Raw genomic sequence first — 12,887 nt, 5'->3', positions numbered from 1 at the left:
TTATATTACCTCTGTCCTGCCAATATATATATTATCAAACCGCACGGCTTGGAGGAGGAGATAATATATGCGGATTTGGAGCAGTGGCAGACGCTATCGTTCTCGATTATTGGCATATTGTATGGCGTTTTGTACGGTATTTATAACTATTGCTATGGTAACATATCCAAAAGAAGCTTTTGATTCAGCTATTATGGGTTTAAATTTATGGTGGAATGTTGTTTTCCCCTCCCTGCTGCCTTTTTTTATTTTATCGGAGATTCTCATGGGCATCGGTGTCGTTCATTTTATCGGCGTTTTGCTTGAGCCGCTCATGCGGCCGATATTCAACGTTCCTGGCGTAGGCGCCTTTGCCATGTCCATGGGCCTTGCCTCCGGCTATCCGATGGATGCCGTAATCACCTGCCGGTTCCGCAAAAACCAGCTGTGCACAGCGGTGGAGGCCGAGCGACTTCTGTCTTTCACCAATACTGCCGATCCGCTGTTTATGTTCGGGGCTGTGGCGGTAGGTATGTTCGGCATGCCTGAACTGGGAGTAACCATTGCCTTAGCCCATTATTTATCCAGTTTCCTGGTGGGAATTGTTTTCCGGTTCCACGGCCGGAACAGAGACGGTTATACACGGGATGCCCCGGCAGCAAGCGGCAATATTATTGTCCGTGCTTTCAGAGCCCTGTATAATGCCCGCCAGGAGGATAAACGCCCCATAGGGCAATTGCTGGGCGACGCGGTCAAAACCTCCATGAATACGATAATGCTGATAGGCGGCTTTATCATCGTATTTTCAGTTTTTATCCGGATCATGACCGTTGTTGGTGTCACGGATATTTTAACCGGCGTATTCGCCTCGCTGTTGAGCGTTATCGGTTACAGCACCAGCCTGGCTCCGTCTCTGGTCAGCGGGTTGTTCGAACTCGACCTGGGCACGCTTGCCGCCAGCCAGGCTGAGGCACCGCTGGCGCAAAAGGTTGCCATCGCCAGCGCGATTATTGCCTGGAGCGGCCTTTCCGTTCATGGACAGGTAGCCAGTATTGTTATCGAATCAGGTATCCGGATGGCACCTTATATGATCGGCCGCCTGCTGCATGCCGTTCTTGCGGCAATCATTACCGTGCAATTGCTGGGCCCCGGACAGGCAATTGCCCAACTGTTTGTAGTCCCGGTAGCCATGAGCGTAGCCCATACTAACAACTGGGGGCTGTGGCTGACCAGGATTGAACAGGTCGGTTACCAGATTGGGCTATTGCTTAGTATTATGCTAGTTCTGTCCATTACTGTCCATTTGGCGAGAAGCATCTATGTCTATGTAAAAAGATAAGGAGCTAAGCTCCTTTTGTGCCATATTACATTAACAAACACTAGGCGGCTTCCGCCGGCATCCCCAAGGACTTGGCCCCAGCCGCCGGGTCCTTGCTTATTTCCCCTGATTGCCCTTGTTTTGCTGCAAATCGCGGTGCCCCTGCCGGACAACCTCCAGTGTTTTCTCCAAATGGGCCGTAACATGCTTAAACACTTCATCCGCGTACATCACTGCATCTATCTGCAAATCCTTGGCTGTTTTGCGGGCCTGGCCCACAAGTTCATTGGCCTGTTCCTGGGCCTGCTTATTAATAATATTCTCATCCGTCAGTTTCACTACATACAATTTTGCCTGATCTACAATATTTTGAGCTTCCCTTTGCGCATCGTCCAGTATTCGCTGACGGTCGGCAAGAAGCCGTTTTGCCTCGTCCAGTTCTTTGGGCAATAGCTCCCGCAGCTCGTCAAGAAACCTGGCCAGATCATCTTCCTCAATGACCCGTTTGTTGGTAAACGGAACACGTGCTGCTTCGACCAGCAGCGTTTCCATGTCGTCTAATAATTTCTCAATCGTCATAACCCTTCTCCCTCCCATTAATCCAGTTTAGCTTTCGCGAATTCTCTGTATAATTCTAGCCTCCAGACATACAGGCACTAATCCGGTTATCGGCCCGCCAAACTTGGCCAACTCTTTGATACCGCTCGAGCTGATAAAAGAATATTCGCTGCTGGTCATCATAAAAATCGTTTCCATAGCCGGATCAATTTTTTTAATAAGCAAGGCCCGTTGAAACTCGTATTCAAAATCACTTAAAGCCCGCAAGCCGCGGACAATAAAACTGCTGTTCTGCCGGCGCACATAATCATTCAGCAAGCCGGAAAAACTGTCAACTTTAATATTGGGTATATCATCTGTCGCCATATGCAACATTTCGACCCGTTCTTCCATAGTAAACAACGGCTTTTTGTTAGGGTTATGAAACACCGCCACAATAAGCACATCAAACATCTTACTGGCCCGGGAAAATATATCCAGATGGCCATTGGTGACTGGATCAAAACTGCCGGGGCAAACCCCTATCCGCATCTTAACTGCCTCCTGTTGCCATAATATTGGTCTCGCCTATGGTCGCATAAAAAAAGTCACAAATGTTTCTCCATAACGTTCAGTTCGAATTAGCTGCAAATTTTGCCACGCTGTATTTAGCGGCTCATGTTTAGAGTGTTCGACAACAACAAGCCCTCCCCCGGCAAGCACACTGCTGGTATCAAGTTTTAACAATACCGTGTGTACCAGCCCCTGATTATAAGGAGGATCTACGAATATAAGCGTAAATGTTTGCCCTGACTGAGTTAACTTGTCAAGAGCCTTAACAGCATCTCCGCGTTGGACTTTCGCCCGCTCTCCCAACCGGGCACGGCTGATATTCTGTTCGGTGGCTGCAAGACTTATCTGGCTATGATCAATAAACAGCGCAAATGCTGCCCCCCTGCTCAGGGCCTCTAATCCCAAATTTCCCGTACCGGCAAATAAGTCTAATACTGTTGCCCCATTGAGTGCCTGTTTGCCGGCCGGTAATGTTAGATTTGCCAGAATGCTGAACATAGATTCTTTTACCCGGTCAGCAGTGGGACGCACATCAAGACCTTTTGGGGTTTTAAGCCTGGTGCCCTTGGCAATTCCGGTTATAATCCGCATACTTTACCTCGAATGATGACGAAATTCTGTTTAACATAAATATTTTAGCACATTTGAACAACTGTAGCACTTTTTGTTAAAAAAAATTATGTCTTGCTATATTATTCCCGTCTTATCCCTGCCCAAACAAAAAATAACCGGAAGGCCGGTTATTTTTCCTGCCAGCAGGGTTACTTTCTGCTGGCTAAAGGCAATATCGGTTCTGCTTGCCAAAACTCACGCCTGCCTGTGTACAGGATCAGAGAGTGTACCTGCCTGATCAGAAGTAAGAAGACCATACCCTTAAGGCAGCTTCTGCGCCGCCCGGCAAGCCCCTGACTCAAGCCAAGCCTTGCTTATTACCGGACAACACGGTATGCTCCCAAAAATCTCGCTTGATAATAAGGCTTACCCATTGCTGTCAAAGTTACCTGACCGGCACCGGAACTGGCATGGATAAAGTGGCCGTTCCCCACATAGATGCCGACATGGGATGGCCCGGGAGCGTACGTACTGTAAAACACCAAATCACCCGGTTCAATATCAGCCAGGCGTATGTTCCGGCCAATATGGAATTGTTCATCAGCAACCCGCGGCAAAGAAATATTATACTGGCCATAGACGTAATAGACAAAGCCTGAACAGTCGAAGCCGCCCGCCCCGGCACCACCCCAGGCATAGGGCACACCCAGATATTTTTGAGCAAAACTGGCAATTTGCTGCCCGGTCCGCCTGTCCGTTTTGGCCCGGCTTATCTCACTGCTGCTGGAATAATTGCGCAGCGCCTGCCAGGTTCCGTTCCCGACAATACCGTCGGCGTCAAGGCCGACAATTTCCTGAAACCTGATAACAGACGTTTTCGTGCCAATACCAAAACTTCCGTCCACCTCATACTGATAAAACCCCAGCCGCTTTAGCTCCTCCTGTAAGACACAGACAGCTTCCTTGTTATCGCCCTGCCTGAGTAGCGGCATATCCTGCCCGGCAGCCAAAACCAGGCTGTCGGGGATGAGCAAAAAAAATGTATAAATAAATGTAAATAAAATTATGCGGACTATTTTCAAACACATACCCCCATTTTTTCCAGACCTCTCGCCTTCATTTCGACATTCCCAGTAAATTCCCTGCCTCGTCATGACCTATATTGGCATTTTTTGCAGTCTGCTGGAACTCTTTATTTTTACTGTTGACAATGTGTTTACAGATGTGTATACTATATAAATGTGAGCCGGGGCGTAGCGCAGTTTGGTAGCGCGCTTGGTTCGGGACCAAGAGGCCGCAGGTTCGAATCCTGTCGCCCCGACCAGTTTATGTCACTAATTTAGGGCATCCCGAAGCCTTAACAGCTATTTACGAGCATAATACAGCATTATGTTCCGACATTTTTCAAAGATAACTGACAGCACATAGGATAACGGATTTATTAGCCCTCTTATTTGTCGAATAAGAGGGCTAATTTTATATTTATTTTATGTTCCTTCCTATATATATGTGAATTTTCAATTGCCTGTCGAAGGCCTGCCCCGGCATCCGCTCCGGCGCCAGGGGGGTAACCGGCGCCGGCTGTTGGCAGGGCGGCCAGGCTGAATATCCGTCCACAGCCGCCAGTATGCTACGCCGAGTGCATAAAGAGCCTGGCAGTTGGGTATATTAACCCCAAGTATTCCTCTCCCATTTAAAAGCGCCGCCCATCGCTGGACGGCGCGCTTTTTATTTAGAAAGGTTAACTTTCCCTGGCTAAGGGCAACAGCGGCTTCCGCTTTCGCCACTGGCTCAGCCCAAGCCGTGTTTTCTTTATCCCATCAGAATTCATGCCAGACTGGCCAAAGCCGGGACAGCAACCCTGCCTAGCGCCTGAGGCACCGGGCCAAACTGCATATATTCCCTGCTACCCTGGCGCCGCACTCGGCAGCGCTATTGTTATGTAAAGGCGACGGGATCGTCGCCTCTCTATAGCCACACCCATAACTACCGCCCTGATTTATTGTATTCTGCCTATTGCCAGTATGTTACATAATCTGTTGCCTTTATGGATATAGCCCGTTTTAGCGGCAAAGAAGCGTTCTACCGCAACAAGCGCAGCCCGCTGGCAATTACCAGCAAAGTGCTGCCTTCATGGCCGATTACCCCAAACGGCAGATTGACCTGATCCAAAAAGGTACCTGCCACCAATACCAAAACAACCCCCATGGCAAAAACAATATTTTGTTTAATTACCTTTCTGGTGCGGCGCCCCAAGGCAATAGCATAAGCAACTTTTTCAATATCATCTGCCATAAGGACCACATTGGCTGTTTCCAAGGCGACATCCGTACCGGCGGCCCCCATGGCAATGCCCACCGCTGCGGTGGCTAAAGCCGGTGCATCATTAACCCCGTCACCGACCATCGCAACCTTGCCGAATTTAGCGGTAAGTTTCTTAACAATCTCTACTTTCTGCTCAGGCAGCAGACTGTCATAAATCCAGTCCACATCAGCTTGCCTGCCAATCGCCTGGGCCGTGGCGGCATTATCGCCTGTCAGCATAGCCACCTGAATTCCCATGCGGCGCAAGGCCCGCACCGCATTGCGCGCCTGCGGCCGCAGCGTATCCTGGATTGCCAGCAGCCCCAGCAGTTGGTTTTGGGCCTGTACATAAATAACCGTTTTCCCTTCCTGCTCAAGCTGCTGCGCCAGTTGCTTGTGTTCAGCCGGCAAAATATGACCTTTCAGACATTCCAGCTTGCCAATGCGAAATTCTTCTTGATTCACACGGCCATGAACCCCCACTCCCGGTATAGCCTGCAATTCGGTTGCTTTTGGCAATTCCAGCTGTTTCGCCTGCGCGGCTTGGACAATGGCTTTGGCAATTGGATGTTCCGATAACATTTCCAGGGCCGCCGTAAGCCGCAGCAATTCCTCCGGACTTTGCGCAGACAGCGGGATAATATCCGTCACTTTCGGTTTACCTTCTGTCAGCGTCCCCGTCTTATCAAACGCAACCAGTTTGATATTACCGCTATTTTCTAAATGAACTCCACCCTTAAACAAAATTCCCTTACGGGCACCATTGGAGATACCAGATAAAATCGCTGGCATAATTGATGAAACCAAAGCGCATGGCGAGGCCACCACCAGAAAAATCATGGCCCGGTACACCGTCTTATCCCAGGTCCAGCCAAAGGCATACGGAGGTATAATCAGCAGCAACAGCGCGGCCCCAACAACAACTCTGGCGTAAATCCGTTCAAACTTTTCCACAAATAACTGACTTGGGGGCATTTCACTCTGCGCCTCTTGCACCAGACGGATAATTCTGGCCAGCAGGGTAGCGGCCGCCGGCTTGGTCACTTCAATCGTCAAAGCACCCTGCCCATTGATAGTGCCGGCATACACCTCAGCGCCACAGGTTTTATCCACAGGAATGGATTCCCCCGTAATGGTTGCCTGATCAACAGCAGAATAACCTTGACAGACCAGCCCGTCGGCCGGAATTCTCTCTCCCGGTTTAACCAGCACCAGATCACCCGGCTGCAGTTCTTCCACGCTGACCCGCAGCTCTGTATCGCCCTGTAAGACCAGGGCCGTTTCCGGCCGCAGCTTCATAATAGAACGAATGTCCTGATTGGTTTTCTCCATTGTGTAGCCTTCCAGGGCACCGCTTAACGCAAAAATTAAAATTAAAATTGCCCCATCCTGCCAGTAGCCGATGCTGGCCGCACCAACGGCGGCCACAATCATAAGCAGGTCAACATCAAGATCGCGCTCCTGGATGAGCGTTTGCAGTCCTTCCCAAGCTTTTCGGTAGCCGCCAATCAGATAAGCCGACACATACAAAGCAATTTCCAGCACGCTCCAGCCCAGCGTACCGGCGTACCACGCCAGCAAAGCCAGCACCGCGCTAACAGCAGTTGTTATCGCCGCCCCGTGCCGTTCCCACAGCTCATTAACCGGCCTATTGACCTGTACTGCAGCCACAGTCTCTCCATTCATCAGATGCCACTCTCCTTAATCGTTTATTTATAAAGAAAACACGGCTTTGCGCCGAGCCTTAGCGAAAGCGGAAGCCGCTGTTGCCTTTATCCAGAGAAAGTTAACCTTTCTATCCCCAAAAATAGCATGTTTCATTCTTTGCTGGTGCCGTTGTAACGACATGACTGTCTATCAGGATAATAAACGCCTTGGCCTTCAGCCTCCGGCGGCTCACTTCCCCGGCAGCGAGCCGCTATCTGCGTCAACCACTTATCCAAAGCTTATAGTTTAAACTTCAAATAATAACACTAACAAACTATTTGAATTTCAAACTAATTGTAAATGATACCGCAGTCATTGTCAAGCTGTTACTGCCAGTTTCTGCTTACACAGGCAATGACAGCAAGGTCACATGCAGCTGTCGCTCTAAAAATAAAAACCCCGGTTTCCCGGGGCCACGTAAGGACAACCTATTCTTTATTTTTCTCCAAGACGCCCGCAATCCGCTGCAGTGCTTTATTGATGCCTGCGAGCTGCATAAGGAAATACACAACAACAATAACATATAAAATCATAAATACCAGGCCGAAAGGGAAGAAGCCGCCGCCATAATCCATCATTTGTCATCACTCCTTGGCTTTAGGGTGCCTGGATCTTATAAATTTATGCAAAAATGCGTTCCCGCACCGCGGCCGCAGGCAGTGGGCAGTAAAAATAGCCGGCCATATGAGCCATGCTTTTACAGGGTTTACTAAATTATTGTAGAATCAGTATATAATTTACTATTAACGGAGGTAGCCGTATGCTATTACCAATCAGCAAGCCGCCGGAGAACTGGGATGAAAACGACCTGCAGCTCTTGTGCCGGGAGCGAATACCGGAAAATCAGCGTCTGGATTACAAGCGGGAGCTAAACCTTGAACCGCCCAAAGAGCGGCGTGAATTACTGAAAGATATTACTGCGCTTGCCAACAGCAACGGCGGTATGATCATATACGGCATTCAGGAAGAGAAACATCCGGATCTCGGTTCTATTGCCGCTGAATTAACACCGCTCTCCGAACCTGATCTGATAGACAGGGCCACCCGGATTATAAGAACCAATATCGCTCCGGGGCTGCAATTTTATTTATACAAAATCGAAGCCCGTCTAGGCGGTTATTACCTAATAGCCTATGTCCCCGAGAGCCGTCTCAAACCGCATGCCATAAATTGGGATAAGCGCATTTACTATTACGCCCGGCGCAATCAGGATAATGTTCCCTTAACCGAACCGGAGATACGGCAAATGTATACAATGTCCGCCCTTGCCAAAAGCAGCATCCGCCAGCGGTATCTGGATTTAGAAAAAATACTGTTTGATCCGGCTCCCTGGGGATCGTTTCTGCTGACCTGCATGCCCCTGATTGGCAATCTGGAAATTGCCGATACTTTATCGATTCACCGTGATCAGCTTAATTCCCGCCATTATCTTAGTTGGTTTAACGGTAATATCCTCCGGCCCTTTGTCGATAGGTTTGAAGGGATTAACCCCGGAATAAATTACAGTTTTGGCGTTAAAGTTTTTGAAAGCGGCGACATCACTTATGCCACGGGGTTTAACGTGTTGCCCCAGGAACCACTCCCCCTGCAGTGGCTGGTGCACGATTGGGTTAAAGCCCTGCGTTTTTATTCCGAAACCTATGCTACTCTTGGCTACTGGGGGCCAATCCGCTTATGGTTTGAGGTGATTGATCTTACGGAAACACCCATTCACTGGACTACAAACGGTTTGGACAGGCTGAAAATCGAACATAGGGCAACCTTATTCCGCATAGATGGTAAGGTTGATGATTTATCTGATCCCCAAACAATGTGCATCCCGTTAATCCGTTATTTTTTGCAGGCCTGCCGGCAGGATTGGTCGGAAGAGTTTGCCCAAAGCTGGTTTAATGCCAACATACAGAGTTAGACTCCGGTCCGTCCCTCTAGGTGCGCACATCGTAAAAACCGCCGACGCGTCTCAACAGGAACAATGTTTTATGATTTCCCTGATACATTCTTTAGGCAGTCTATCCAGCCATATTCCCCCGCTTTTTTGCAAAGCAGCTTTTATCGCCAGGCTGTCACTCAAGTTAATATCAACGCCTGCGGGAACAACAACCAGACTGCTGCCGTTAACAAGCTGAGCTAAGGTTATTCTGTGAGCTATAATCTCAATCTCAAAAGAAAAAGGCAGCACATCCGCCCTGCTGTTGGGGGTAATGGATAATTGTATGGTGTTATTTTTGCCCTGGCCTGCAGGCGACACGGAAATATCCAGCTCCGTATTCTCAAGATAAATGCCGCTGAGGGCGCTGAAACCCGAAACCTCGACAATTTTTTCTTCGTCTAACTGAATTAACTGCAAACTGGCACTCATATTGAAATCCCCTTCTTGTAAAAAAGTTATGTCCAAATAAACTAACCCCACAGCAATTACAGCAGTGAGGTTAGCCGGTAATTTTTCCGGCCCGGGAGATGGAAGTTCTATCGGCCTACTCCGGCTATACCGGGGGCGCAGGCGGCTTTTGCCGGCCTTTGGCCCAAGGCCAGATCGTTTCTTATTTTAACTGGGCGGCAATGTCCTCCCTGCCCAGTTCTTTTAATTTCTTTATCGCGCTTTCCAGTGTCTGCCCCAGCGGTATTCTTTGCATAGTATTTATTGTTATCAATACATATTCACCATTAAAATCAGATATTTGTTCACTCATATCGGCATTTACCCAAATAGTCGAAGCTCCAGCCATATTTATCCGCCTCCTTTTTTGCTACCTATTCGTTAAACCGGCTGAGAATCCTTCATTTATTTACCTGTTTGTCACGAGTACCTTGCCTGGTTGAAAGTCAGACCATTAAGGGGCGGCCAATGCGTATATAGCGCCTAACTTTTAGCCTGTTTACAGGAAATTTGTTACTTTTAGCGAATTTTGTTATGAATATAATTTTGCGCAGGAGTGGACAACAGCATGACTTTAAACCCTAAGAACTGGTCTCTGCCTGATATTCCGATGCTCAAATCATTTGGCCAGCAATTGGCCGAATTCAACCAACCCTATACGGCCAAGCACATTTTCAACGAACTTATTAAGCGTGTGCAGGCCTTTGAGGCTGAACTGGATCAAGAACACGAGGTCGGAATGCGTCTTGTAAGCTTTGGCAAATCAACAGAATTCAGCGTAGCCCGTATCGGCTATCTGGACCCAAGCCTGATTTGGTTTCAGGGGACGCTGGCCGATAAATCCGCCGTTGAGCTGATTCAGCATATTAGCCAAATAAGCTTTATGCTAATTAGAATCAAACGCCAGCCTTCGGCAGAGCCCCGGTGCCCCATTGGCTTTTGCTCAAATTCGCCTTTAGCCGGCGACTCTGCCGCTTCAACCCCGGATGAGAATACCGGGCCGCTGCCTGTAGCCACAAAATGAACGGAGCAACCCACCGCTGGCCCCGCCCCGGCTTGTCTGTATAAGGAACGGCAAAACCGGGTATACTGATATTGGAGTGCGCAACTCCCGCCAGAGTGACTGTAGCGAACAGAGCTCTGGCTTTTATTTTTGGAGGTAAAAATGAAAGACCCTAAACTCAGCAAAGAACAGCAGACTGCCTGTATTGAGGCGATTAAACACTACTTTCTTACAGAAAAGGATGAGCTTATCAGCGATTTATCCGCCACCCTGCTGTTGGATTTTATTGTGGAAACGATTGGTCCCCCTATTTATAATCAGGCCATAAAAGACACGCATGCCCTGATGAGTCAAAAAATTGACGACTTATTCATCCTGGAGAAACCAATAAAAGCCTTGCCTGCTAAAAGCCAGGGTGACGCCGGTAAAAAAAACAGCCCAGCCTAAAGTGGCTGAGCCTAAATCCGGATTTACGGACAAGCGGCTGATAAGCTGCTAATCAAGTCCTGCCTGTTATGACGAGTGTCTTGACCATGTTATATTTTAGTTTTAGGGCGAGACAAAATGGTCAAGGGCAAGGAAGCGCTGACGACGCATACTGGAAGGGGTCTGCTAGGAGGGGCTGACGCCGCCATTGGCCATTTTGGCCGTCATCAAACTAAAAAGATAATGTGGTCAAGACACTAGGCTCACTATTATTGGCATATCCCGCAACGTGTACACCCCGCAGCACAGGGCGGGGTATTTTTTTCTGCCTGTGCTTGCTGATACTCGGCCAACAGATAGTCAGAGTTGAATCCCATACTTAAATTATGCCAGGGCAGGACTTCCCCGGGGTCTCGATCGCGATACAAATAAAACTCTTCATCAACTGCATGTATTTTAAGTGCCTGCTTCCACCCTTTGACGCCCCCGGCAGCCACAGCCGAGTCCAGCACCGGTCCGAGCCGCCGGTCCCCCCTTGCCAGTACGCTTTGAATATAGGCCTCCTTGGGCTGTTCAATCAGCACTTCGACACCTCTTAGTGATTTCAGCGCCTTCTGAATATACTTCAGCTTACCGGTCACGGCAGCCACGGGGGCCATCGGCAGCCATTGAAAAGGGGTAAAAGGCTTGGGAATAAAGGGATTAATACTTAGCGTCAATAGGCCCCTGCTGCCCAGAGCCCCCATGTATTTTTTTATATTATGAGCCATTTCGACAATCGCCTCAATGTCCTCTTCCGTTTCCCCCGGCAGGCCGACCATAATATATAATCTGACATGGGGAATGCCGGCTTTGGCTGCTGCCGCTATCGCCTGGAGTAAATGGTCATCGCTGATTTGTTTGTTGATTACCCTTCGCAGCCGCTCACTGCCGGCTTCAGGCGCTAAGGTAACGGTCTTATGGCCGCTGGCAGCCAAGGCTTCCACCAGTGCGGGCGTGAGCGAGTCAGCCCGGAGCGAGGCGACGGACATGGCAACTCCCTGGTCTAAAATCATTGCGCACAGCTTATCAATCTCCGGATAATCAGATATCGCGGCCCCCATAAGGCCGACTTTAGCCTGCAGCCGCTTAGCTTTCTTCACACCCTCGGCAATTTGCGCCAACGACCGTACCCGGGGATTGCGGAAACAGTAGCCAGCCATACAAAACCGGCAATGGCGGCCACAGCCTCTGGCTACTTCAATTAAGTACATATCCTTGAATTCAGTAGCGGACGTAACGATAACCGTTTGTCCGGGAAACTTCCCCAGATCTTTGACAAAGCGCCGTTTCACCTGGACCGGCACATTTACATGCCGGCTATAGCCGGCAATAAGGCCCGCACTGTCATAAGCCGGCTGATAGAATCGCGGGACATACAAACCCTCAATCCGGGCCAGGCCGAGTAAAAGTTCTTCCCTTGACAAACCACGGCGCCGGCTGTCATAATAACTGTTTAAAAAATCCTGGATTACTTCCTCGCCTTCACCAACTATGCAAACATCAACAAAATCAGCCAGCGGCTCCGGATTAAAGGTCGCGCACGGGCCGCCGATGATCACCAGGGGATCGCCTGCTTCCCGGTCGGCTGCCAATACCGGGACCTTGCCTGCCTTTAATATGGCCAGCAGGTTAAAATAGTCCATCTCAAAAGAAACCGCAAAGGCAATCAGCGGAAACTCATATAACGGCCTTTGATTCTCCAGGCTCATTAACGGGGTATTTGTCCGCATATACTCTGCCAATATTTTTTTATCCGGCAAAAACAGGCGCTCACAGGCCGTATCGGCCCGGTTGTTTACTTGCTCATATATAATGTGGAAGCCCAGATTTGACATTCCTACATGATAGGTATTCGGGTAAACAAGAGCCATCGGCTGACGGGAGCCTGATGCAAAGACTAATGTTCCTTGTTCTGCAGCAATAGTTTTTTGCAGCTGCTGTTTCAGATGCCACGACATGTTATCACATCCACCGGTAATGTCTGCCGCTAAATTAAATCCATTGGTAACATTACAATAGTATATACAAATTTCAGCTTAAAATGTCACGCTACCAGTGTCTTGGCCATG

At 49.0% G+C, this 12,887-nt stretch carries 13 protein-coding genes and 1 tRNA gene; 5 read left to right on the top strand and 9 right to left on the bottom strand.

Translation table 11 applies throughout. The features are described 5' to 3' along the window. The first annotated feature begins 67 nt into the window (after nucleotides 1–67). Entirely contained in the window at nucleotides 68–1,318 is a 1,251-nt protein-coding gene (ylbJ, locus tag ACZ481_RS10975) for a sporulation integral membrane protein YlbJ (RefSeq protein WP_464770181.1), read from the top strand. Between the two features lie 96 nt (nucleotides 1,319–1,414). Here the strand turns inward: ylbJ and ACZ481_RS10970 are convergent, their stop codons facing one another. The 4 genes from ACZ481_RS10970 to ACZ481_RS10955 form a co-directional block, all read right to left on the bottom strand. Next, complete coding sequence (locus ACZ481_RS10970; RefSeq protein ID WP_464770180.1) at nucleotides 1,415–1,876, bottom strand: ATP synthase subunit B family protein; 462 nt, start codon at nucleotides 1,874–1,876, stop codon at nucleotides 1,415–1,417. Nucleotides 1,877–1,903: 27 nt separating this feature from the next. After that, entirely contained in the window at nucleotides 1,904–2,386 is a 483-nt protein-coding gene (gene coaD / locus ACZ481_RS10965) for a pantetheine-phosphate adenylyltransferase (protein WP_464770179.1), read from the bottom strand. A gap of 36 nt (nucleotides 2,387–2,422) precedes the next feature. After that, entirely contained in the window at nucleotides 2,423–2,998 is a 576-nt protein-coding gene (gene rsmD, locus ACZ481_RS10960) for a 16S rRNA (guanine(966)-N(2))-methyltransferase RsmD (RefSeq protein ID WP_464770178.1), read from the bottom strand. A gap of 338 nt (nucleotides 2,999–3,336) precedes the next feature. Further along, a complete protein-coding gene (locus ACZ481_RS10955) occupies nucleotides 3,337–4,041 on the bottom strand; it encodes a C40 family peptidase (protein ID WP_464770177.1) in 705 nt (234 codons plus the stop codon). Nucleotides 4,042–4,206: 165 nt separating this feature from the next. On the opposite strand from ACZ481_RS10955, the gene ACZ481_RS10950 reads away from it, so the two are divergent. Next, nucleotides 4,207–4,283 (top strand) — tRNA-Pro (locus ACZ481_RS10950). A 758-nt stretch (nucleotides 4,284–5,041) separates the two neighbouring features. Here the strand turns inward: ACZ481_RS10950 and ACZ481_RS10945 are convergent. Together ACZ481_RS10945 and ACZ481_RS10940 are read right to left on the bottom strand one after the other, a co-directional pair. After that, the gene (locus ACZ481_RS10945) at nucleotides 5,042–6,949 is read right to left on the bottom strand and encodes a heavy metal translocating P-type ATPase (protein ID WP_464770176.1); all 1,908 of its coding nucleotides are present in this window, start codon (nucleotides 6,947–6,949) and stop codon (nucleotides 5,042–5,044) included. A gap of 449 nt (nucleotides 6,950–7,398) precedes the next feature. After that, entirely contained in the window at nucleotides 7,399–7,548 is a 150-nt protein-coding gene (locus ACZ481_RS10940; RefSeq protein ID WP_464770175.1) for a hypothetical protein, read from the bottom strand. A gap of 182 nt (nucleotides 7,549–7,730) precedes the next feature. Here ACZ481_RS10940 and ACZ481_RS10935 point away from each other — a divergent pair, with 182 nt between their 5' ends. Further along, complete coding sequence (locus ACZ481_RS10935; protein WP_464770174.1) at nucleotides 7,731–8,879, top strand: AlbA family DNA-binding domain-containing protein; 1,149 nt, start codon at nucleotides 7,731–7,733, stop codon at nucleotides 8,877–8,879. Between the two features lie 51 nt (nucleotides 8,880–8,930). Here ACZ481_RS10935 and ACZ481_RS10930 read toward each other — a convergent pair whose 3' ends face one another. Both ACZ481_RS10930 and ACZ481_RS10925 read right to left on the bottom strand, forming a co-directional pair. Further along, nucleotides 8,931–9,329: a hypothetical protein gene (locus ACZ481_RS10930; protein WP_464770173.1), complete on the bottom strand. Its 399-nt coding sequence runs from the start codon at nucleotides 9,327–9,329 to the stop codon at nucleotides 8,931–8,933. A gap of 181 nt (nucleotides 9,330–9,510) precedes the next feature. Further along, on the bottom strand, nucleotides 9,511–9,696 hold the full coding sequence (locus ACZ481_RS10925) for a hypothetical protein (protein ID WP_464770172.1): 186 nt from the start codon (nucleotides 9,694–9,696) through the stop codon (nucleotides 9,511–9,513). Nucleotides 9,697–9,915: 219 nt separating this feature from the next. On the opposite strand from ACZ481_RS10925, the gene ACZ481_RS10920 reads away from it, so the two are divergent. Both ACZ481_RS10920 and ACZ481_RS10915 read left to right on the top strand, forming a co-directional pair. Next, entirely contained in the window at nucleotides 9,916–10,371 is a 456-nt protein-coding gene (locus ACZ481_RS10920) for a DUF6173 family protein (protein ID WP_464770171.1), read from the top strand. A 141-nt stretch (nucleotides 10,372–10,512) separates the two neighbouring features. Beyond that, a complete protein-coding gene (locus ACZ481_RS10915) occupies nucleotides 10,513–10,797 on the top strand; it encodes a DUF2164 domain-containing protein (protein WP_464770170.1) in 285 nt (94 codons plus the stop codon). Nucleotides 10,798–11,045: 248 nt separating this feature from the next. Here ACZ481_RS10915 and ACZ481_RS10910 read toward each other — a convergent pair whose 3' ends face one another. Then, nucleotides 11,046–12,776 (bottom strand): TIGR03960 family B12-binding radical SAM protein, encoded by a 1,731-nt coding sequence (locus ACZ481_RS10910; protein ID WP_464770169.1) that lies wholly within the window; start codon nucleotides 12,774–12,776, stop codon nucleotides 11,046–11,048. Nucleotides 12,777–12,887 lie beyond the last annotated feature (111 nt).

It is taken from the genome of Sporomusa intestinalis, assembly GCF_055383785.1.
The sequence above is the reverse complement of the archived record's forward strand: the minus strand, read 5'-3'. Positions and strand labels throughout refer to the sequence as shown.

What these genes read in the sequence shown, in the direction of transcription:
- ylbJ (WP_464770181.1), top strand. Translation starts at nt 68, where the DNA reads ATGCGGATTTGGAGCAGTGGCAGACGCTATCGTTCTCGATTATTGGCA.
- ACZ481_RS10970 (WP_464770180.1), bottom strand. Translation starts at nt 1,876, where the DNA reads ATGACGATTGAGAAATTATTAGACGACATGGAAACGCTGCTGGTCGAA.
- coaD (WP_464770179.1), bottom strand. Translation starts at nt 2,386, where the DNA reads ATGCGGATAGGGGTTTGCCCCGGCAGTTTTGATCCAGTCACCAATGGC.
- rsmD (WP_464770178.1), bottom strand. Translation starts at nt 2,998, where the DNA reads ATGCGGATTATAACCGGAATTGCCAAGGGCACCAGGCTTAAAACCCCA.
- ACZ481_RS10945 (WP_464770176.1), bottom strand. Translation starts at nt 6,949, where the DNA reads ATGAATGGAGAGACTGTGGCTGCAGTACAGGTCAATAGGCCGGTTAAT.
- ACZ481_RS10940 (WP_464770175.1), bottom strand. Translation starts at nt 7,548, where the DNA reads ATGATGGATTATGGCGGCGGCTTCTTCCCTTTCGGCCTGGTATTTATG.
- ACZ481_RS10935 (WP_464770174.1), top strand. Translation starts at nt 7,731, where the DNA reads ATGCTATTACCAATCAGCAAGCCGCCGGAGAACTGGGATGAAAACGAC.
- ACZ481_RS10930 (WP_464770173.1), bottom strand. Translation starts at nt 9,329, where the DNA reads ATGAGTGCCAGTTTGCAGTTAATTCAGTTAGACGAAGAAAAAATTGTC.
- ACZ481_RS10925 (WP_464770172.1), bottom strand. Translation starts at nt 9,696, where the DNA reads ATGGCTGGAGCTTCGACTATTTGGGTAAATGCCGATATGAGTGAACAA.
- ACZ481_RS10920 (WP_464770171.1), top strand. Translation starts at nt 9,916, where the DNA reads ATGACTTTAAACCCTAAGAACTGGTCTCTGCCTGATATTCCGATGCTC.
- ACZ481_RS10915 (WP_464770170.1), top strand. Translation starts at nt 10,513, where the DNA reads ATGAAAGACCCTAAACTCAGCAAAGAACAGCAGACTGCCTGTATTGAG.
- ACZ481_RS10910 (WP_464770169.1), bottom strand. Translation starts at nt 12,776, where the DNA reads ATGTCGTGGCATCTGAAACAGCAGCTGCAAAAAACTATTGCTGCAGAA.